This is a genomic window from Roseomonas genomospecies 6, assembly GCF_008365375.1.
Taxonomy (GTDB): domain Bacteria; phylum Pseudomonadota; class Alphaproteobacteria; order Azospirillales; family Azospirillaceae; genus Azospirillum.
Genome location: NZ_QOKW01000004.1, coordinates 161,988 through 181,355, shown reverse-complemented (window position 1 = coordinate 181,355; position 19,368 = coordinate 161,988). Strand labels below are relative to the sequence as shown.

Annotated in this window: 15 protein-coding genes and 1 tRNA gene; 10 read left to right on the top strand and 6 right to left on the bottom strand. The window is 70.1% G+C overall.

Annotated elements, in window-relative coordinates; translation table 11 throughout:
- Positions 1 to 2: 2 nt before the first annotated feature.
- Positions 3 to 3,158, bottom strand: a complete 3,156-nt coding sequence (locus DS843_RS07415) for an ATP-binding protein (protein WP_167525225.1) — start codon at positions 3,156 to 3,158, stop codon at positions 3 to 5.
- A 311-nt stretch (positions 3,159 to 3,469) separates the two neighbouring features.
- Between DS843_RS07415 and DS843_RS07410 the strand changes: the two genes are divergently transcribed.
- Positions 3,470 to 3,544: transfer RNA gene (locus DS843_RS07410), tRNA-Gly, on the top strand.
- A gap of 61 nt (positions 3,545 to 3,605) precedes the next feature.
- Here DS843_RS07410 and DS843_RS07405 read toward each other — a convergent pair.
- Positions 3,606 to 4,613 (bottom strand): inorganic phosphate transporter, encoded by a 1,008-nt coding sequence (locus tag DS843_RS07405; protein WP_149468247.1) that lies wholly within the window; start codon positions 4,611 to 4,613, stop codon positions 3,606 to 3,608.
- 5 nt (positions 4,614 to 4,618) lie between these two features.
- Complete coding sequence (locus tag DS843_RS07400) at positions 4,619 to 5,272, bottom strand: DUF47 domain-containing protein (RefSeq protein WP_149468246.1); 654 nt, start codon at positions 5,270 to 5,272, stop codon at positions 4,619 to 4,621.
- A 225-nt stretch (positions 5,273 to 5,497) separates the two neighbouring features.
- Here DS843_RS07400 and DS843_RS07395 point away from each other — a divergent pair, with 225 nt between their 5' ends.
- Positions 5,498 to 6,526: an NUDIX hydrolase gene (locus DS843_RS07395; protein ID WP_167525224.1), complete on the top strand. Its 1,029-nt coding sequence runs from the start codon at positions 5,498 to 5,500 to the stop codon at positions 6,524 to 6,526.
- Between the two features lie 58 nt (positions 6,527 to 6,584).
- On the top strand, positions 6,585 to 7,082 hold the full coding sequence (gene rraA, locus DS843_RS07390) for a ribonuclease E activity regulator RraA (RefSeq protein ID WP_149468245.1): 498 nt from the start codon (positions 6,585 to 6,587) through the stop codon (positions 7,080 to 7,082).
- A gap of 69 nt (positions 7,083 to 7,151) precedes the next feature.
- Here the strand turns inward: rraA and DS843_RS07385 are convergent, their stop codons facing one another.
- Positions 7,152 to 7,508 (bottom strand): hypothetical protein, encoded by a 357-nt coding sequence (locus tag DS843_RS07385; RefSeq protein WP_286191984.1) that lies wholly within the window; start codon positions 7,506 to 7,508, stop codon positions 7,152 to 7,154.
- Between the two features lie 214 nt (positions 7,509 to 7,722).
- Entirely contained in the window at positions 7,723 to 10,308 is a 2,586-nt protein-coding gene (gene acnB / locus DS843_RS07380) for a bifunctional aconitate hydratase 2/2-methylisocitrate dehydratase (protein ID WP_149468244.1), read from the bottom strand.
- A 439-nt stretch (positions 10,309 to 10,747) separates the two neighbouring features.
- Between acnB and DS843_RS07375 the strand changes: the two genes are divergently transcribed.
- From DS843_RS07375 to DS843_RS07360, 5 genes are all read left to right on the top strand, one after another.
- Positions 10,748 to 12,445 carry a DUF2491 family protein gene (locus DS843_RS07375; protein ID WP_286191983.1) on the top strand — a complete coding sequence of 566 codons (1,698 nt, stop codon included), beginning with the start codon at positions 10,748 to 10,750 and terminating at the stop codon, positions 12,443 to 12,445.
- A gap of 39 nt (positions 12,446 to 12,484) precedes the next feature.
- Positions 12,485 to 12,910, top strand: a complete 426-nt coding sequence (locus DS843_RS07370; protein WP_149468243.1) for a DUF350 domain-containing protein — start codon at positions 12,485 to 12,487, stop codon at positions 12,908 to 12,910.
- 31 nt (positions 12,911 to 12,941) lie between these two features.
- Complete coding sequence (locus tag DS843_RS07365; protein ID WP_149468242.1) at positions 12,942 to 13,712, top strand: hypothetical protein; 771 nt, start codon at positions 12,942 to 12,944, stop codon at positions 13,710 to 13,712.
- Between the two features lie 115 nt (positions 13,713 to 13,827).
- Positions 13,828 to 13,995: a hypothetical protein gene (locus tag DS843_RS31080; RefSeq protein WP_167525223.1), complete on the top strand. Its 168-nt coding sequence runs from the start codon at positions 13,828 to 13,830 to the stop codon at positions 13,993 to 13,995.
- Positions 13,996 to 14,164: 169 nt separating this feature from the next.
- Positions 14,165 to 15,424: a M16 family metallopeptidase gene (locus DS843_RS07360; protein WP_149468241.1), complete on the top strand. Its 1,260-nt coding sequence runs from the start codon at positions 14,165 to 14,167 to the stop codon at positions 15,422 to 15,424.
- Positions 15,425 to 15,563: 139 nt separating this feature from the next.
- On the opposite strand, the gene DS843_RS07355 is transcribed toward DS843_RS07360, so the two are convergent.
- Complete coding sequence (locus DS843_RS07355) at positions 15,564 to 16,577, bottom strand: DUF2125 domain-containing protein (RefSeq protein ID WP_149468240.1); 1,014 nt, start codon at positions 16,575 to 16,577, stop codon at positions 15,564 to 15,566.
- Positions 16,578 to 16,685: 108 nt separating this feature from the next.
- On the opposite strand from DS843_RS07355, the gene DS843_RS07350 reads away from it, so the two are divergent.
- Complete coding sequence (locus tag DS843_RS07350; protein ID WP_149468239.1) at positions 16,686 to 17,324, top strand: gamma-glutamylcyclotransferase; 639 nt, start codon at positions 16,686 to 16,688, stop codon at positions 17,322 to 17,324.
- A 42-nt stretch (positions 17,325 to 17,366) separates the two neighbouring features.
- Positions 17,367 to 19,322, top strand: a complete 1,956-nt coding sequence (locus tag DS843_RS07345) for a M1 family metallopeptidase (RefSeq protein ID WP_149468238.1) — start codon at positions 17,367 to 17,369, stop codon at positions 19,320 to 19,322.
- Positions 19,323 to 19,368 lie beyond the last annotated feature (46 nt).

The window sequence follows — 19,368 nt, the reverse complement described above, 5'->3', positions numbered from 1 at the left end:
GATCACGCCGGCGCGCCGGACGCGGCAAGGCAGCGGCGGAAGACCCGGCAACGCTCGGCGAGCGGCGTCATGGAAAGCTGGCGGCTCATCGTCTCGGCAGCCGCCAGATGGTCCATGGACTCCCGGAACCGGTCGGTGGCGGCGAAGGCTTGGGCTAGGGCGAAGTGCGACCAGCCCTGTTCGGACAACTGCCCGGCGTCCGTGGCGATGCCCAGGGCTCTGGTGGCGCAGCCGATCGCGGTGCCGGGCTGGGCCGTTTCCAGCGCCAGTTCTGACATCCAGTTCAGGATGCGCGGCCTGGGCAGCGCGTGGTTCAGGATGTGCGCCTGTTCCAGGCTGGCGTTCAGCAGGCGCGCCCCCTCCGACGCGCCGCCGGTCCGGGCGATGGCGTAGCCCAGCGCCCCCAGCGTGATGGGCTGGAAGATGTGCAGGCGCGTGGCCTCGGTGATCGTGACGGCGTCCTTCAGCAGCGGCAGCGCCTGGGTGAAGCGCTGGCCGATGATGTGGACCAGCGCCAGATGGACCTTCACCGACGAGATCGAAAAGGCGTGCCCGGCCTCCTCCGCGATGTCGAGCGCGTGGTGCATCACCCGGACGGCCTCGGCGTCGCGCCCCATCTCGGCCAGGCAGCGGCCCTGATAGGCGGCGGTGATGGCGACCGCCACCGCGGTCAGGCCGAAGCGGGCGTGCGGGGCGTGCGCCAGCGCGAGCGTGCGCGCCAGCTCCAGCTTCTCCTGGGCTTCGGGGAAATGCCCCTTGTCCACCAGCATGCCGCCGAGCCGCATCAGCCCCTGGATGCGCAGTTCCACCGTGCCGCATTCTCCAAGGCCACGGTCTCCCAGGCCATGGTCTCCCAGATGGTCGAGCGCGCTGCGGCTGAGCGCGATGGCCCCGTCCAACGCGCCGTAGACCCATTGGAAGGACGCCTTGAGCGAGGTCGCGCGGGCGTAGCGGATGCGGTCGCCGATGCCAAGCGCCATGGCCCGCGCCTCCTCCAGCGGGTCGCCGGCCAACTGGCGGGCCTGCGGCAGAAGGACGAGGGGAATGCCGACCCACAGGTCGATCCGCCGCTGGGTGTTGCGGCGGGTGTCCGGCAGGTGATCCAGCGCCTTCAACGCCTGCTCGTAGAAGCGCCCGGCGTCGAAATGCTTGCAACGCATTTCCGCCCGGCGACCCGCCCGGCGGCCGTAGGCGCAGGCGAGCGCCCAATTCTCGGCATGGAAGGCGTGATGGGCGATCAATTCCGCCCGGTTCGGCAGGTTGCGGTCGGACCGGCGGCGCAGAGCGTGCAGCACCCGCCCGTGCAACGGCTGGCGCTCCCGCTTGGTCAGGGTGGCGTAGGCGACCTCCTGCACCAGCGCGTGGCGGAAGGTCAGCTCCAGGTTCGGCAGCAGGCGGGAGCGCGCGAAGAAGCCGCTTTGCTCCAGCCGGGCCAGCGCCGCCGGCAGGTCGGCGGCGGAGATGGGAGACACCGCGCGCAGCAGGCCGAGATCGACCGAGGTGCCGATCACCGCCGCGTGCATCAGCACGCGCCGCGGACCGGGCTCCAGCGCGTCGATCCGCGAGGCGAGCAGGCCGTGCACCGTGGCCGGCAGGGTCGCGCGGGCGTCCGTCCTGCCCAGCCTGTAGGAGCCGGGGCTGCCGACGATGGCGCCGGACGTCTCAAGCGTGCGAAGGGATTCTTCCAGATAGAGCGGCACGCCCTGGCTCTGCGCCGCGACCCGCGCCTTCAGGTCGGCCAGCGACGGGCTGTGGCCCAGCCAGTGGTCCAGGAACTCGTCGGCCTGGAGCGGGTCCAGCGGGTCCAGCGCGATGGCGTGGATGTGGTCCGGCGCGGTCCAGCCACCCGGCGTGTCCGGCCGTGAGGTGACCAGCACGAGGACGCGGGCGTCCTCCGCCCCTTCGGCCAGCGCGTCCAACAGGCGGTTGGTCAGCCCGTGCGTCCAGTGGGCGTCCTCCACCAGGATCAGCAGCGGGCGCTCCACGGACAGCTCGCGGATCGCCGCGACCAGCCCTTCGATGCTGAAATCCGCTTTCTGGGCCGGGTCGAGCCCTTGCCACAACGGGTGGACGGAGGGTTGGCCGAGCAGCTCCCGCATCGCCTCGCCGGCCAGTTCGCCGCCGTTGCGCGCGGCGGCGGCGGTCAGGCGCGCCACCGCCTCGCCTTCGGCGCTCCCGCAGACGGACAGGGCGAGGCAGCGGGCCGCCGCCTCCAGGTCGTCGGGGTCGCCCAGGCGGCGGATCGGGAACTGCGGCCAGATGGCGACGGCGAAGGCGGCGGCTTCCGGGCTGCGCATCAGCTCCCCGGTCAGCCGGGATTTGCCGATGCCGGCCTCGCCGGTCAGCAGGATGAAGGCGCCGCGGCCACGCTCGGCCTGCCGCAGGGCGTCGGTCAGCAGCGCCAGCTCGGACTGGCGCCCGACGAACAGGTTCCCTTCGGCGGACAGCAGGTCCATCGCGGTGCGCCGAATCGCCCGCGCGCCCTCCAACGCGAAGGCGGTCACCGGCTCCGCCGCGGCGGACAGGCGCAGCGTGCCCGCCGGGCGGACGGTCAGGCCCTTGGGAACGAGGTCCCGCGTCTCGCGGCTCAGCAGCACGCCGTTTGGGGCCGCCCGCTGTTGCAGCTTGGCGGCGACATGCACGGTCTCGCCCACGGTGCGGTAGTCGGTCCAGACGCCCGTCTCGATGACCTGCGCCACGACTTCGCCGGAGCTGATGCCGATGCGCATCCTGAACTCGTCCGAATCGATGGCCGACCGGGCGATGTCCTGCGCGGCGAGACAGGCCCGCAACGCGTGGTCCTCCTGGGCGGAGGGCGCGCCGAACACCGCCATGATGCCGTCGCCCAGCACTTGGGCCACCGTGCCGCCGTAGCGCTCCACCGCGTCGGTCAGGATGCGCAGAATGGTGCGAAGGGTCTGGTCGGCCTCTTCCGGATCGCGGCCCGACACCATGCTGGAGGATGCGACGATGTCGGCGAACAGCACGGTCACGACCTTGCGTTCGGCGCCGTTGTGCCGGGTCAAGCCGCCGTCCGGCGCATCCGCCGCGGGCATGGGGCGGCACGACGCCTCCACGGGGGCCTCCACGGGGGCCTCCAGGGGCGCCGCCACGGGCAAGGCCCGTGGCCCGCCCAACTCCGTGTCCGTTTCGGCCATCGAAGCCCCCCTGCGGAGCGTCATCGGCATACTGGATGATGCAACGTCGAATGCTTGGACATTCAAAGCAATGGCTTGGCAATTTCGTCCTGAACGGGGCAGCGTAACATATGTTGGTATGTTTTTTCGCGCAATCCACAGTTGGGTGATCGCGCCGGACCGCATGCCTGCCGAGCCGGCGTGCCGCCGGTGCAAGGGCTGGCGCAAGGGCTGGCGCAGGGGGCGCTTCGTGAAAAAGCGGGGCTCGTGAAATTCGGGTCTTGCCTTCGCCGCCGCCGGGGCGTATACGGGCGCTCCTCCGCCGGAGCGGCGCGGGCGTAGCTCAGGGGTAGAGCACAACCTTGCCAAGGTTGGGGTCGAGGGTTCGAATCCCTTCGCCCGCTCCATTGAAAAACGCGGACGGTACGAAAAAGGGCGGCCTCGGGCCGCCCTTTTCGCGTTCGGCGCTCACCAGAGCGCCATCGAGACTTCGTAGAAGACCGCGCCCACGATGGCGGTCGCCGGCAGGGTGATGACCCAGGCGATGACGATGCCGTGCGCCAGACCCCAGCGCACCGCGCTGGTGCGGCGGGCGGCGCCGACGCCGATGATGGCGCCGGTGATGGTGTGGGTGGTGCTGACCGGCACGCCGAGCCAGGTCGCGGCGAACAGGGTGATCGCACCGCCCGTCTCCGCGCAGGAGCCCTGGACCGGCTTCAGGTCGGTCAGCTTCGACCCCATCGTCTTCACGATCCGCCAGCCGCCGAACAGCGTGCCCAGCCCCATCGCGGCCTGACAGGTGATGACCACCCAGAAGGGCACATGGAAGGTCGGACCCAGCAACCCCTGCGAATAGAGCAGCACCGCGATGATGCCCATGGTCTTCTGCGCGTCGTTGCCGCCGTGCCCCAGGCTGTAGAGCGCGGCGGAGCCGATCTGCAGGTGGCGGAACAGCCGGTCCACCGCGAAGGGGGTGGTGCGCCGGAACAACCAGGACACCCCCACCATCATCACGCTGGCCAGCAGGAAGCCGACGACGGGGGAGACGACGATGGCGGCGGCGGTCTTCGCCAGACCGGACGCCACGATGGCCGCCAGCCCCGCCTTGGCCACGCCGGCCCCGACGAGGCCGCCGATCAGCGCGTGGGACGAGCTGGACGGGATGCCCAGCCACCAGGTGAAGACGTTCCAGACGATGGCGCCCATCAGCGCGCCGAAGATGACGTGCGGATCGACCACCCCCGCCCCGACGATGCCGGTGCCGATGGTGGTCGCCACATGCAGCCCGAAGAACAGGAAGGCGATGAAGTTGAAGAAGGCCGCCATCATGACGGCGGTCTGCGGCGACAGCACGCGGGTGGAAACCACGGTGGCGATGGAGTTGGCCGCGTCGTGCAGACCGTTGAGGAAATCGAAGAGGAGGGCGACGCCGATCAGCCCGATGAGGATGGGCAGGGCGAGGGTAACGGCTTCCATGGGATTCAGACCTGTTCGACGATGATGCCGTCGATGGTGTCGGCCACGTCCTCGCAGGCGTCGAGCACGCGTTCCAGCAGCTCGACGATCTCGCGTTGAAGGGCGTGGCGGTGGGTGATGGGGGCGTCGAGCCCGCCGCTCTCGTCGCGCAGCCGGTGCTTGGCCTCGCGCAGGAGCCGGTCGCCTTCGCTCTCGATCCGCGACACCTCGGCGGTCATCGCGTGGAGTTGCTCGACGTGTTTGGGGATGTCGCGGAGCAGGGGAATGCCCGCGCTCAGCCGGCTGGTGCAGCGCACGATGGCGTCGGCCTGGGCGTGCATCTCCGGCGTGTAGTCGCCGAAGCCCGCCTCCACGAGGTGACGCGCGGTCTCCTCGATGAAGTCGAGCACGTCGTCCATCCGCTTGCCGAGTTCCTGGATGTCCGAACGGTCGAAGGGCACGATGAAGGTGCGGTGGACGGCGAGCTGGATTTCCTTCTCGATGGCGTCGGCCTCGCTTTCGACCTGCCGGATGGTGCGGAACCGCTCCTCCAGGTCCTGGCCGCTGGTCATCATCGCCCGCAGCGCCTCGGCGCCCGTCGCGACCGTCCGGGCGTGGTCGGCGAACAGGTCGAAAAACCGTTCTTCGCGCGGCATCAGGGCCCGGAACAGATTCAGCATGCGTGGTTCTCCAATTCGCACCCGCCCACAACGCCGGGACTCGCGCGAGCCTCGGCGTCGCGGCTGGTGTAACATCACCAGCGCGTTCGGGGAGTCACAAAAGTGTCAGGAAGGGCAAGCTTGCGGCGAGATTTCGCGGGGGCGGACGGTGCGAAGAGCGGTGATTTGCGGCGCCGGCCCGCTTATCCTGCCGCCGCGGGTCGGCAGCGGGGAGGCGGACGGGGCGTGGCGGAGGATACACAGATCGGCCTGACGGCGGCCATCGTTTCGGTGAGCGGCGCCTCGGCGAACGGGGCGGAGCCGCGCGTGGTGATCGTGCGCAGCGGCTTCGAAATCCCCGAATCGCACCGCCGCGGCGACGAGCCGCCGCCCCACCGCGACGCGCTGCCGGGGGCGCCGTTCGATCCCGCACGGTTCCGCACCCTTCAGGACGGCGTGCGCGCGGTGGCGGAGGACACGGCGGGGCTGGCGCTGCGCTATGTGGAGCAGCTCTACAGCTTCGGCGACCGCTACCGCGACCCGCACGAGCTGTTCGGCGGCCCGCGCTCGCTGGTGGTCGGCTATCTGGCGCTGCTGCGTGAGGCGCCGCTGCGCATCGAGGGGGCGGAGTGGCGCGGGCTGTACGAGTTCTTCCCCTGGGAGGATTGGCGCGACTCGCCGCCGCCGCTGCTCGAATCGGTGATCCGCCCGGCGCTGGCCCGCTGGGTCGCCGCCGCACCCGACGAGCCCGCCCGCACCCGCCGCGGCGAGCGCGCCCGCATGGCCTTCGCCCTGGACGGCGGCGAATGGGATTCCGAACGGGTGCTGGAACGGTACGAGCTTCTCTACGAGGCCGGGCTGGTGGTGGAGGCGTTCCGCGACCATGATCTGGCCCGCCGGGCGGGGGTGGAGGAGCGGACGGTGCGGCTGGAGATGCCCCGCGCCCTGGGCCGCCCGATGGCGCGAGACGGACGCCGGATGCTGGCGACGGCGCTGGAGCGGCTGCGCGGCAAGCTGAAATACCGCCCTATCGTGTTCGAACTGCTGCCACCGACCTTCACCCTGCATCAGCTTCAGCAGGTGGTCGAGGCGCTGTCCGGCGAGCGGCTGCACAAGCAGAATTTCCGGCGCCTGATGATCTCCGGCGGGCTGGTGGAGCCGACCGGCCAGTATGAGAGTCAGACCGGCGGGCGCCCCGCGGAGCTGTACCGCTTCCGTCGCCGCGCCATTCTGGAACGCACCAGCACCGGCGCCATCGCCTCGCCGGAGGATTGACCATCGCTGGTCTGTGGGTATCCTGCCGTCAAAGCTTGAATAAGGGGAGCGAAACCGCATGACCGACTTCGACAGCACCTGCGACCTCTACGACCGCTTCGAGAAGACCGCCCGCGTCGCCGACCCCGTCTTCCGCGACTTCGGCCAGCGCCGCACATTCAGCGGCGCGGCGGTGACCGTGAAGTGCTTCGAGGACAATTCCCGCGTCAAGGAGACGCTGGGGACGCCGGGGCAAGGCAAGGTGCTGGTGGTGGACGGCGGCGGCAGCCTGCGCGCCGCCCTGATGGGCGATCTGATCGCCAAGGACGCGGTGAAGAACGGCTGGGAGGGCGTGGTCATCCATGGCTGCGTCCGCGACGCCGCGGTGCTCGCCACGCTCGACCTGGGCATCAAGGCTCTGGCCGCCATCCCCCGCAAGACCGTCCGCAACGGCGAGGGGCAGAGGGGCCTGCCGGTGACCCTGGCCGGCATCCGCGTCAACCCCGGCGATCTGGTCTTCGCCGACGAGGACGGCGTTCTGGTGCTGTCCCCCGAAGAGTTCGGCACCACCGCCTGACCCTCAAAAGCCCTCCCTTGCCAAAGGTGGGGGAGGGTTGGGGCCGGGCGCTACCACGCCCATCTCATCTCAGCCGGCAACCTTCTGCCACCCCATCTTCTGGAACCGGTACTCCAGGATCGTCGGCGCCGCGCAGGCATAACCGACCCAGACGCCCAACGTCATCAGGGCGCCGGTCGGCCACAGCGGGATGGAAATGAGGATCAGCAGCGCGTGAATCCCCGCGTGCAGCCATTCCGCCTTCTTCGCGAAATAGACGGGACCGAGAAGGAAGGCCCAAAGGATTTCGCGGTTGCCCACCACTTCCCGCTGACCGCTTTCGGGGTTCTCGAACACCATCCCGGACGGAGCCGCTGCCATTTCTGCCTCCCATTTTTGTGTTTGGGGATCAGATGTGACGATGGCAACCCTGCCTGTCGAGGCCACGGCATCGTTTTTCCGGATGGTGGAGGATGCGCATCGACGGATGGTTCGATCGGCGGGGCTGTACGTGTCTGTGGTTCAAATCCCGAAGCCAGAGAAGAAAAGCCCCGCCGGAGCGATCCCGGCGGGGCTTTTCATCAACGCAGAAGTCCTCGCACCCGGCCCCCCTCCCGGCCTCCCCCCGCTGGGCGGGGGGAGGGGAAAGAAGGAAGGCGGATCAGGCCGCGACCGTGTCGGCCACGTCCTGGAACTCCTTGATCTGGTCGAAGTTCATGTAGCGGTAGATGTCCGCGGCCTTCTGGTTGACCACGCTCACCTTCTCCAGATACTCCGCCGGGGTCGGGATCTTGCCCATCAGGGCGCAGACGGCGGACAGCTCGGCGGAGCCGAGATAGACGCGGGTGTCGATGCCCAGACGGTTCGGGAAGTTGCGGGTCGAGGTGGACATGGCCGTCGAACCCTTGCGGATCTGCGCCTGGTTGCCCATGCACAGCGAACAGCCCGGCATCTCCATGCGCGCGCCGGACTTGCCGAGCACGCTGTAGTAGCCCTCCTCGTTCAGGATCATCGCGTCCATCTTCGTCGGCGGCGCGATCCACAGGCGGGTCGGGATGTCCGACTTGCCTTCCAGGACCTTGCCGGCGGCGCGGAAGTGGCCGATGTTGGTCATGCAGGAGCCGATGAAGACCTCGTCGATCTTGTCGCCGGCAACCTCGGACAGCAGCTTCACGTCGTCCGGATCGTTCGGGCAGGCGACGATCGGCTCCTTGATGTCGGCCAGATCGATCTCGATCACCGCGGCGTACTCGGCGTCGGCGTCCGGCTCCAGCAGGTTCGGGTTGGCGATCCAGCCTTCCATCGCCTTGATGCGGCGGCCGAGCGTCCGGGCGTCCTCGTACCCGTTCGCGATCATCCACTTCATCAGGGTGATGTTGGAGCGCATGTACTCGATGATCGGCTCCTTGTTCAGCCGCACCGTGCAGGCGGCGGCGGAACGCTCGGCCGAGGCGTCGGACAGCTCGAAAGCCTGCTCCACCTTCAGCTCGGGCAGACCCTCGATCTCCAGGATGCGGCCGGAGAAGATGTTCTTCTTGCCCTTCTTCTCGACCGTCAGCAGGCCCTGGCGGATGGCGTAGAGCGGGATGGCGTTGACGAGGTCACGCAGGGTGACGCCCGGCTGCATCTCGCCCTTGAAGCGGACCAGAACCGATTCCGGCATGTCCAGCGGCATGACACCGGTGGCGGCGGCGAAGGCGACGAGGCCCGAGCCGGCGGGGAAGCTGATGCCGATGGGGAAGCGGGTGTGGCTGTCGCCGCCGGTGCCTACGGTGTCCGGCATCAGCAGGCGGTTCAGCCAGGAGTGGATCACGCCGTCGCCCGGACGCAGCGCGACGCCGCCGCGGGTGGAGATGAAGGCCGGCAGCTCCCGGTGCATCTTCACGTCCACGAGCTTCGGATAGGCCGCGGTGTGGCAGAAGGACTGCATGACCAGATCGGCGGAGAAGCCGAGGCAGGCCAGATCCTTCAGCTCGTCGCGGGTCATCGGGCCGGTGGTGTCCTGCGAACCCACCGTGGTCATCTTCGGCTCGCAATAGGTGCCCGGACGCACGCCCTGGCCTTCCGGCAGACCGCAGGCGCGGCCGACCATCTTCTGGGCGAGCGAGAAGCCCTTGCCGCTGTCCGCCGGAGAGGACGGCAGGCGGAACAGGGTCGACGGGGCCAGCCCCAGCGCTTCACGCGCACGGGCGGTCAGGCCGCGGCCGATGATCAGCGGGATGCGGCCGCCGGCGCGCACCTCGTCGAAGATCACGTCGGACTTGACGGTGAACTCGGCGATCACCGCGCCGTTCTTCAGCGCCTTGCCCTCGTACGGGCGCAGCTCGACCGTGTCGCCCGTCTCCATCTGCGAGACGTCGAGTTCGATCGGCAGGGCGCCGGCGTCTTCCATCGTGTTGTAGAAGATCGGGGCGATCTTGGAGCCCAGGCAGACGCCGCCGAAACGCTTGTTCGGGACGTAGGGGATGTCCTCGCCCGTCCACCACAGCACGGAGTTGGTGGCCGACTTGCGCGAGGAGCCGGTGCCGACCACGTCGCCGACATAGGCGACGAGGTTGCCCTTCGCCTTCAGATCCTCAAGCTGCTTGATCGGGCCGCGGACGCCGGCTTCCTCCGGCACGATGCCGGGGCGCGGGTTCTTCAGCATGGCCAGAGCGTGCAACGGGATGTCCGGGCGCGACCAGGCGTCCGGGGCCGGGGACAGATCGTCGGTGTTGGTCTCGCCCGACACCTTGAAGATGGTCAGCGTCAGGCTGGCCGGAACCTCCGGACGCGACGTGAACCACTCCGCGTCGGCCCAGGACTGCAGCACCGCCTTGGCGTTGGCGTTGCCCTTGTCGGCCAGCTCCTTGACGTCGTGGAAGTAGTCGAACATCAGCAGCGTGGTCTTCAGGCCCGCGGCGGCGGCCTCGCCGCACTCGGCGTCGCCCAGCAGGTCGATCAGCGGCTTGATGTTGAAGCCGCCGAGCATGGTGCCCAGCAGCTCCGTCGCCTTGACCTTGGAGATCAGCGGCGAGGTCTCGTTGCCTTTGGCGAGCGAGGCCAGGAAGGCGGCCTTGACCTTGGCGGCGTCGTCCACGCCCGCCGGGACGCGGTGCGTGATGAGATCGACCAGGAAGGCTTCCTCGCCCTGCGGCGGGTTCAGGAGAAGGTCGACCAGCTCCTCGGTCTGCTTGGCCGAAAGCGGCAGGGGCGGAATTCCGAGCGCGGCACGCTCAGCGACATGCTGGCGGTAAGCTTCAAGCACGGTGCGGTCCTCTCATCCAAGGTTGCTCAACAGTCGTCCGATTCCCCGACCCGGGGGCGCGCTCGCGGACCCGGCTTTTTTGCCCTTGCGGCGTCTTCCCACGCCGCCGGTCCTTCCATTCCGGAAGGAACTTCCGCGGAACGGAGATGTCTTACGTCGCCGCCTCGGGACTCGTCAAGTCAACGCTCCGCCTGCGACACGTTTTCAGGCGCCGGCCATAGAAGTGGTATTACAACTTGCTCCCGCCGGGCCTGTGGAGGGGTGGCGATTTCCTGAATTTCTCATCATCTTTGCAATGAACGCCCCGGCGGGTTGCTGCGCGGAACGCGGCATCACAATGACTAGCCCGTCGCCGCCGACCCGTCGCCGAAGGAGTGTATGGCGAACAATTGGGCATGTCGTGTGTTCTGGCTGTGCACCCACGCACGGCGCAGGCCCCATGCCCCTTGGCTCCATGCCCCTTCGACGCCGGATCATCGCCCGGTTCCTGAGCGTCCTTCTGGCGCTGGCTCCGCTCCACCCGCTGCCGTCCGCGATTCCCGCAGCGGCGCCCGCCGGGCTGGCCGCGGCCTCTGCCGCGCTGCTCTGGCCGCAGGCGGCGGAGGCGCGGGCCGGCGGGGGGCGAAGCTCCAGCGGGGGCTACAGCCGTCCGTCCGTGCGCACCCCGTCCTTCTCCACCCGCTCCGCCCCGTCGCGCGCACCCTCCGCCGGCAGCGGTGGCTACAGCCGTCCCCAGGGCGGGCCGTCCTTCGGCCTTCCCGGCGGGGCGCCGTCCGGCGGCGGCGACCTGGGCGTGTCGCGGCGGTCGAGCGGCGAGGCGCTGGACCGCTACCGCGCGCAACAGCAGCAGCAGCGCACCCCGCCGGTCACCGCACCGCCCGCCGGGTCCGGTTCCGGGTCCGCTTCCGGGTCCGGCTGGGGCGGAGGAGGGGGGTGGCAGGGCGGCGGTGGCTGGGGCTCCGGCTCGGGCTGGGGGCAGCGGCGCACCGGCGGCTATGGGCCGGGCGGCTGGTACGGCGGCTGGCGCCCGCCGGGCTGGGCCTCCGGCAGCCGTTCCAGCTTCGGCCTGTGGAATGGGCTGTTCCTCTGGTTCCTGCTCGATAACCTGTCGCGCCCCGGCTACGCCGATTGGTTCCACAACCACCGGAACGACCCCGGCTATGCGGAGTGGCGCGCCGAGGCGGAACGGCGCGCGCAGGACGATCCCGATCTGCGAAGGCGCCTGGACGATCTCGACACCCGCCTTCGCGCGCAGGAGGACCGACCGAGCGACCCCAACTACCTGCCGCCGGACATCCCGCGCGACGTCGCGCAAGCCGCGCCCGAGGCACCCTCGAAGGACTCCGGGGGCGGCCTGGGCACCTTGCTCCTTCTGATTCTGCTTGTCGGAGGAATGGTGGTTGCGGTGACCGTCCTGCGCCGCCGCCGCTCGTCCGGTTCCCGGCCCGGAGGTTCCGCCATGACCCGTTCTCCCTGGAGCACAGCCGCCAGCACCGCCGCCGGCATCGTCAAGGCCAAGGCCACCGGCGCGTCCTACGAGCCGTCGCTGTTCCGCGTGGGCATGACGCTGACGCCCGATCCCACCCCCTTCCTGCTGGGCGGCGGGGCGATCAAGGCCGCGGCGCCGGAGGGGGCCGGCTCGATGGTCAGCGTCGAGGCCGTCGGCACGCTGACGGGCGGCGGCGTCACTCTGCACCGGCTGTATCTTCCGGGCGGGCGCGGCTTCTACCAGCTTCATCTGGGGGCCGGCGGAGCGCCGGACGAATGCCGCTGGTTCTCCGTCCTGGACGAGGTGCACCCCACCGACAACGAGGAATGGGGCTTCTGGCTGGACCCTGCCGACGGGATGATCGGCTACCCGCAATTCCAGACCAAGGACGGAAAGCTGTACGGGCGGCTGTGGTCGCCCGGCGCGTCCCGCGTCGCCCCAATCACTTTCGACGAGACGCTGACCGACCACCGCGGCAGCCGCACGCGCCGCCTGACCGCCATGCTCTACGCGGCCCCCACCGGCGCCGCCGACCCCGCGCCCCTGACCGAATATGTGCTGGTCACGGCGGTGGAGGACGGCGGCGAGGCGTGGGTGGAGGTCCGCGCCGGCATCGACGTCAACCCCGCCTCCCTATCGCTCGCCTGAACCTCTCGCCCGATCCCGCCAGCCCGGATGGAAGACACCATGGACACCAGCGTCGCGCAAATCCTGCAGGGCCTCGAATCCGGCCTGCCGCTGCTGCTTCTGCACTTCGGGGCGACCCTGGCCCTGTTCCTGATCGGGGTGGCCGTCTATGTCGCGGTCACGCCGCTGCACGAGCGTGACCTGCTGGCGAGCGGCAACCAGGCGGCCGGCGTGGTGCTGGGCGGCACGGTGGTGGCGCTGGCGATCCCGTTGGCGGCGACGCTGGCGACCAGCCTCGTCCTTGTGGACATCCTGATCTGGGGAGCGATTGCCCTGCTTCTGCAGTTGATTACCTTCCTGATCGCCATCCGGCTGTTCCGCGACCTGCGCACGATGATCGAATCCGGCAACGTCGCCGCGGGCACGGCGCTGGCCGGGCTCCAGATCGCCATCGCGCTGCTGAACGCCGGAGCCATGGCGGGGTGAAGACCCGCCGCAACGGAGAGGAACCGCAACCATGATCTCGTTCATCCGCAACCTCGTCGGGGTGAAGACCGATCAGGCCGTCCAGTCGGCGGTGGAAGCCCTGGTCCGCTGGGACCCGAAGGCCGCAACGGAGGCCGAACTGCGCACGATGGAAGAGCATCTGGACAGTCTCGGCCTTCAAGTCGCGCAGGCGCGCGCCGCCTATGAGAAGGAGCAAAAGGAGGCGGAGGCCATCCTCCAGCTCTCCCGTCAGCGTATGACCGCCGCCGAGCATCTTCAGCGGCAGATGGAGGCGGAGACCGACGCCGGACGCAAGGCCCAGCTTCAGCAGAGCCTGGAGACGCTGGTCGGGATGCTGGAGCAGATGGCCCCGGAGATCGACCGGGAGGAGCAGGACGCCCACGACGCGCGCGACTTCCTGACCATGCTGGAAAAGACCTACGCCGAGGCCGGTGGCAAGCTGAAGGCCGCGCGCAGCGCGTTGCAGCGGGCCGAACGCGACATGGGTCGCGCCGCCCAGCAGCGCGACATGGCCCAGCAGCGGGCGGAGGCGGCCCGGCAGGCGGCGGGGCTGAGCAGCGCCACCTCCAGTCTCGGCACCGCGCTGAAGGCGATGCAGGACGCCGCGGCCCGCGACCTCGCCCGGGCGGAGGCATCCAGCGCCAAGGCCGACCTGCTGAAGCCGTCCAAGCCGGAGGAGGACGATCCCCACATCAAGGCCGCGCTCGATGCCGCGACGGGAGCAAAGCCGGCGCCCAGCAGCTTGTCCGACCGCCTCTCGGCGCTGAAAACCCGTCACTGAACCGGTCGGCGTTCATAGGTGATGTCTATCGATGGAATAGGATGAACCGAATAGATCCTATCGGTTTTCTCCGCCATGATGGGAACCGTGAAAATCTCGTCGGCGGAGGACGACCATGCGCAGATCAACGGCGGAGCTGCTGAACGAACTGGAACGGCACGGCGTGCGGTTGCTGCCGGGCGGGCGCCTGCTGGTGCCGGGCAACGTTCCGGCCCCGCTGCTGATGCGCGCCCACCGCAACCGCCGCGCCCTCAGCGCCGCCCTCGCGCCGCCGCGGGGCTGACGCCCGCCTGAACTGTGTCCGCTTGAACTGTGTCCGCTTGACCTCGCCTCGCCGGGCATTGTTCCTGCGCGGACGGCATCCCACGTCATGACGACGCCCTTTTTCGCGGACCCCTTTTTCGCGGCCCCCTTTTTCTCGGACGGCCCCGTGCCCTACCAGGAGACCCTGTGTGACGATCCAACTGACCACCCTTGCCAACGGCTTCCGCGTGCTGACGGACCACCTGCCTCATCTCGGCACGGTGACCAGCGGCGTGTGGGTCGGAGTCGGGGCGCGCAACGAACGGCCCGCGGTGAACGGCATCGCCCATTTCCTGGAGCACATGATCTTCAAGGGCACGGAAAGCCGTGACGCGCTGGGCATCGCTTTGGAGATCGAGAACCGCGGCGGCGAGTTCAACGCCTACACCGACTACGACGTCACCGCCTACTACACGCAGATGGCTGCCAAGCACGTCGATGTGTCCTGCGAGATCATCGGCGACATCGTGCTGAACTCCGTCTTCCCGGAAGAGGAGGTGGAGAAGGAGCGCGGCGTGGTCATCCAGGAGATCGGCCGCTACGCCGACGAGCCGGAGGACGTGGTCTACGAGGCGCTGCGCCGCACCGCCTTCGACGGGCAGGCTCTGGGTCGCCCGATCCTCGGCCCGAAGGAGAACGTCGCGGGCTTCGGGCGCGAGCATCTGTTCGATTACGTGTCCCACTACGACCCGCGCCGCATGGTCTACGTGGTGTCCGGCAACGTCGATCACGGCACGGTGGTGCGCCGCGCGGAAGCGCTGTTCGGCCATCTGACCGCCAAGGACGACCCCTTCCACGAGACGGTCGTCAACAAGGGCGGGGCGGCGCTTTTGAAGCGCGACGCGGAGCAGGTGCATTTCATGGCCGCCTTCCCCGGCGTCGGCACGGAGGATTCCGCGAGCTACGCGCTGCGCCACCTCGCCAACATCCTGGGCGGCGGCATGACCTCCCGCCTGTTCCAGGAGATCCGCGAGAAGCGCGGGCTGGTCTATTCGGTCTACGCAGCCCCCATCCAGTATGCGGACGGCGGGGCGCTCAGCTTCTACGCCGGCACCGGGCCGGAAGAGGTGGCGGAACTCGTGCCGGTCTTCTTCGAGGAGCTTCGCAAGGCCCGCGACGGCGTGACCGCGGTGGAGCTTGAGCGGTCGAAGGAACAGATGCGCTTTTCAGTGGGCAAGTCGCTGGAATCGACGATGCGCCGCGCCGACCGCTTCGCCCGCACCCTGCTGCGCACCGGGGAGATCCGGACCATCGAGCAAATCTTCGAGCGCATCGACGCCGTGACGCCGGAGGACGTGGCGGCGGCGGCCAACCGCGTCTTCGCCGGGCCGATGGCGGTGTCCGCGGTCGGCAAGCTGGACCATCTGCCGTCCTACGAGGACATGCAGGGGATGCTGAAGGCGGCGTGAGGTTGTCGCGTCGCGACGTCTTGCCCCCTCCCTAACCCTCCCCCGCTGACGCAGGGGAGGGGACTATTCTCCCTCCCTTGCGAAAGCGGGGAGGGAAGGGGTCCACGCAAAGCGTGGGAAGGGTGGGGCAAAGCGCCCCCTACCAGACCACCGCCGGCAGCGCCGCGACCTTCAGCGGGCCGAGGAACAACCCGCGGTTCTGCACGGTGACCGGGGCGGTCAGCACCGGCTCGCCATCCGGCCCGGCGGGGCGGGCCAGCAGGCCCAGCATGGTGCGGGCCATCGCCAGATCCTTGGGCCGGAACAGGCCCTGAAGCGCGTCCAGAACCGCCTGGAACCCGCGCACCTCCGCCGTCAGCGCGGCTTGCGGCTGCAAGGCGGCATCCAGCGCCAGCGTGCCGTTCATCGCCAGCTTCAGCGGTCCCCAATCCAGGTTCAGCCCGTCGAGTTGGAGCGTGCCGCCGTCGCGGCTCCAGGCGGACAGGCTGGCCGGCTCCGGTTTCGGCGGCTGGCCGAGGATGCGCGCGGTCAGCAGGAGCCGCTGCACCTCGCGGCCCAGCGAGTCCGGCGTGCCGTCGGGCAGGGTGGCGCCGCGGGCCTCCAGAGTGACGGACAGGCCGGTGTCGGTGTGGCTGGCCGGCGGTTCGGCGGGCTGGGAGGCGGTCAGGTCCAGCGCGGCGATGGGGACGGGCAAGGCGTCCGGCTGCGCCACGAGATTCGTGAAGGTGAGCCGCGCCTCAACCGGCTGGCCAGTCAGGGTGAGGCCGACATGCCCTTGGCCCCCGTCGCGGGCGACCAGCGTGAAGGGCGGCTGGTTCGCCTGCACCACCGTCACGCGCTGCTCGCCGGGCAGGGACAGCGCGATGTGGGTGTGGTTCCAGGGCGGGGCTTCCGCCACCAGCCGGGCGCCCCGCCACTCCGCGTCGCGGGTGGCGAGGTGCGGCGTCTCCAGCGCGGCGCGGATGGTGAAGGGATAGCCGCCGACGCTCAGCCCGCCATGAGCCGCCACCGCGCCCGCGGCCCGCTGCTCGTCCATCCAGGCGAGCACGCCGCGCTCCACCGCCGACGCCGCCTGCCACCACCAGACCGAATAGGCGCCGGCCAGCAGGGCAAGGGCAAGAACGGCAAAGCCCAGGATCTTCCGAACGCGCATCTGTGGCATTTCCGTTTTATGGCACCCACCTTATAGCGGGCGGCCAGGGGCCGTGCTAGCATTCACCGCGTCGCCACCAGTCGGCGCACGCTGCATTGCTTAAGGGTCATGCTGCTCGATACGCAATCGCCTGTTGCCGAGCTTCCGGTCGATGCACCGGCGCCGCGTCCGGCACCATCCAACTCTTCCTGGTCCGCCGACATCGCCGTGACACCCGGCGCCGACCTGTGGGTCTTCGCCTACGGGTCCCTGATGTGGAACCCGGAATTTCCCTTTCTGGAGCGTCACCCGGCGGTTCTGGGCGGTTACCACCGCCGTTTCTGCGTGTCATCCCACCGCTACCGCGGCACGCCGGAGCGGCCCGGCCTCGTGCTGGGGCTGGACCGCGGCGGCTCCTGCCGGGGGATCGTCTTCCGCGTGGCGGCGGAGCGGGTGCCCGAGACGCTGGATTATCTGTGGGACCGGGAGATGCTGAACCGCGTCTACCGCCCGAAGCTGCTGCCCGTCCGCCCGCGCGACGGCGGGACGCCGGTCACCGCCTGCACCTTCGTGGTGGACCGCCGCCACCGGCAATATTGCGGCTGCATGGACGAGACCACCATGGCGGAGCGCATCGCCGGATGCCGGGGGGAGCGCGGTCCGAACCTGGACTATCTCGCCAACACGGTCGCCCATCTGGAGGCCATCGGCATCCACGACCGCGGCCTGTGCAGCCTGCTGGCCGCGGTGCGCGCGCGGGCCGGTTGAGGCGGCTGGCGCGGCGCAGCCCAAGCCATATATTGGAAGGGCATGCGGACCTTCCTCCTGGCCCTTCTGGGCATCCTCGCCGCCGTGCCCGGCTGGGCCGCCGGCCTGCACCATGACCTGACCGTCACGCTGGACCCCGCCGCGCGGCGGCTGGAGGTGGAGGACCGGCTGCGGCTGCCCGCCGGGTCGCATCGGCTGCGGCTGGCGCCGGGGCTGGCGGTGGAGGAAGCCCTGCTCGACGGCAAGCCGGTCGCGGTGCGCGGCAACGCCCTGCCGGTGACCGTGCGGGAGGGGGGCGGGGAGCTTCGCCTGCGCTACGCCGGGATGCTCCCGCCCTTGACGCCGGAATCGCGCGGTGGGGGTGGCGGGGCGGAGGGGGCCTATCTGCCCGCGGGAAGCGGTTGGCTCCCGATGCCGGAGAGCGGCCGGCCGCCCTCCTGGCGCCTAACCGTCCGCGTGCCGGCGCCCTTCGTCGCGGTGGCGACGGGCCGGCTGCTGGAGGAGACGCGCGACGGCGCGGGCTACACCGCCACCTTCGCCGAGGAGCGCAGCGTCGAGGAGCCGTCGCTCTTCGCCGGGGCGTGGCAGGTGACGGAGCGGAGGCACGGCGATCTTCGCTTGCGCACCTATTTCCATCCGGAGCAGGCGGCGCTGGCCGACGACTATCTGGACCTCAGTGCCCGAACCATCGACGCGCAGGCGGCGCGGATCGGCGCCTATCCCTTCGCCGGTTTCGCCATCCTGTCGGCGCCGCTGCCGGTCGGGTTGGGCTTTCCGGGGCTGACCTACATCGGGCGGCAGGTGATGCCGCTGCCCTTCATCCGCGCCCAGTCTCTGCCCCATGAGATCCTGCACAACTGGTGGGGGAATGGAGTCCGCGTGGGCGAGGGAGGCAATTGGCCCGGCAATTGGTCGGAGGGGCTGACCACCTTCATGGCCGACTACGCGGCGGCGGAGGCGCGGGGCGAGGACGCGGCGCGGGCGATGCGGCTGGATTGGCTGCGCGACTACGCGGCGCTTCCGGCGGGCCGCGATTCCGCCCTGACCGAGTTCCGCGCCAAGGTCCACGACGCCGCCCAGATCGTCGGCTACGGCAAGGCGGCGATGCTGTTCCACATGCTGCGCGCCGAAATCGGGTCGGACGCCTTCGACGCCGGCATCCGCCGCTTCTGGGAGGACAAGCGCTTCGCGGACGCGGGGTGGGACGACCTGCGCCGCTCCTTCGAGGCGGCATCGGGGCGGGACCTCGGTTCCTTCTTCGAGCAATGGCTGACCCGCGTGGGCGCTCCCGCGCTGGAACTGGCCGGGGCGAAGGCCGGAAGCGACGGGGTGACCCTGACCCTGCGCCAGACCGAGCCGGCCTATGGTCTGACCGTGCCGGTGGAGGTGCGGACGGCGGCGGGGGCGGAGCGGCACAGCGTCCGCCTCGACGGGCGCGAGGCCACCGTGACGGTCCCGACCGCCGCGCGGCCACTGGCGCTGTCGGTCGATCCGGACGTCGAGCTGTTCCGCCGTCTGGCGCCGGGGGAGGCGCCGCCGACCCTGCGCGACGTGACTCTGGACCACGCCACCACCACGGTCATCGCCGCCGACGGTCCCGCCGCGGAGGCCGCCCGCGCGCTGGCGGAGCGGCTGGCGGACGGCAAGCCGCGCATCGCCGCCGCGGACCGCGCCGACCTTGATCGCGCCGATCCTGCCGCTCCTCTTGCCGTGATCGGGACGGCGGCGGAGGTGGACCGGCTACTGGCCCGGCTCGGCCTGCCGCCGGTGCCGGACAGCCTCGACGGGCGTGGCACGGCGCGGGTGTGGACCGCGAGAACCCCGCAGGGGCGTCCGGTGCTGGCGGTGGCGGCGGAGGACGCGGCGGCGCTCCAGGCCCTGCTGCGCCCGCTGCCCCATTACGGGCGGCAGAGCTGGCTGGTCTTCGAGGGCGCCCGCGCCGTGGACCGCGGCGTCTGGCCCGCCGGGGACAGCCCGCTGCGTGTGTCTTTCGAGTAGTCCCGTCCGTACCGCGCCTGTCCTTGGAGCATACCCCGCCTTTGCC

Excerpts from the sequence above, each read along its gene's own strand:
- DS843_RS07415 (WP_167525225.1), bottom strand. The coding sequence starts at position 3,158 with ATGGCCGAAACGGACACGGAGTTGGGCGGGCCACGGGCCTTGCCCGTG.
- DS843_RS07405 (WP_149468247.1), bottom strand. The coding sequence starts at position 4,613 with ATGGAAGCCGTTACCCTCGCCCTGCCCATCCTCATCGGGCTGATCGGC.
- DS843_RS07400 (WP_149468246.1), bottom strand. The coding sequence starts at position 5,272 with ATGCTGAATCTGTTCCGGGCCCTGATGCCGCGCGAAGAACGGTTTTTC.
- rraA (WP_149468245.1), top strand. The coding sequence starts at position 6,585 with ATGACCGACTTCGACAGCACCTGCGACCTCTACGACCGCTTCGAGAAG.
- DS843_RS07375 (WP_286191983.1), top strand. The coding sequence starts at position 10,748 with ATGCCCCTTGGCTCCATGCCCCTTCGACGCCGGATCATCGCCCGGTTC.
- DS843_RS07370 (WP_149468243.1), top strand. The coding sequence starts at position 12,485 with ATGGACACCAGCGTCGCGCAAATCCTGCAGGGCCTCGAATCCGGCCTG.
- DS843_RS07365 (WP_149468242.1), top strand. The coding sequence starts at position 12,942 with ATGATCTCGTTCATCCGCAACCTCGTCGGGGTGAAGACCGATCAGGCC.
- DS843_RS31080 (WP_167525223.1), top strand. The coding sequence starts at position 13,828 with ATGCGCAGATCAACGGCGGAGCTGCTGAACGAACTGGAACGGCACGGC.
- DS843_RS07355 (WP_149468240.1), bottom strand. The coding sequence starts at position 16,577 with ATGCGCGTTCGGAAGATCCTGGGCTTTGCCGTTCTTGCCCTTGCCCTG.
- DS843_RS07350 (WP_149468239.1), top strand. The coding sequence starts at position 16,686 with ATGCTGCTCGATACGCAATCGCCTGTTGCCGAGCTTCCGGTCGATGCA.
- DS843_RS07345 (WP_149468238.1), top strand. The coding sequence starts at position 17,367 with ATGCGGACCTTCCTCCTGGCCCTTCTGGGCATCCTCGCCGCCGTGCCC.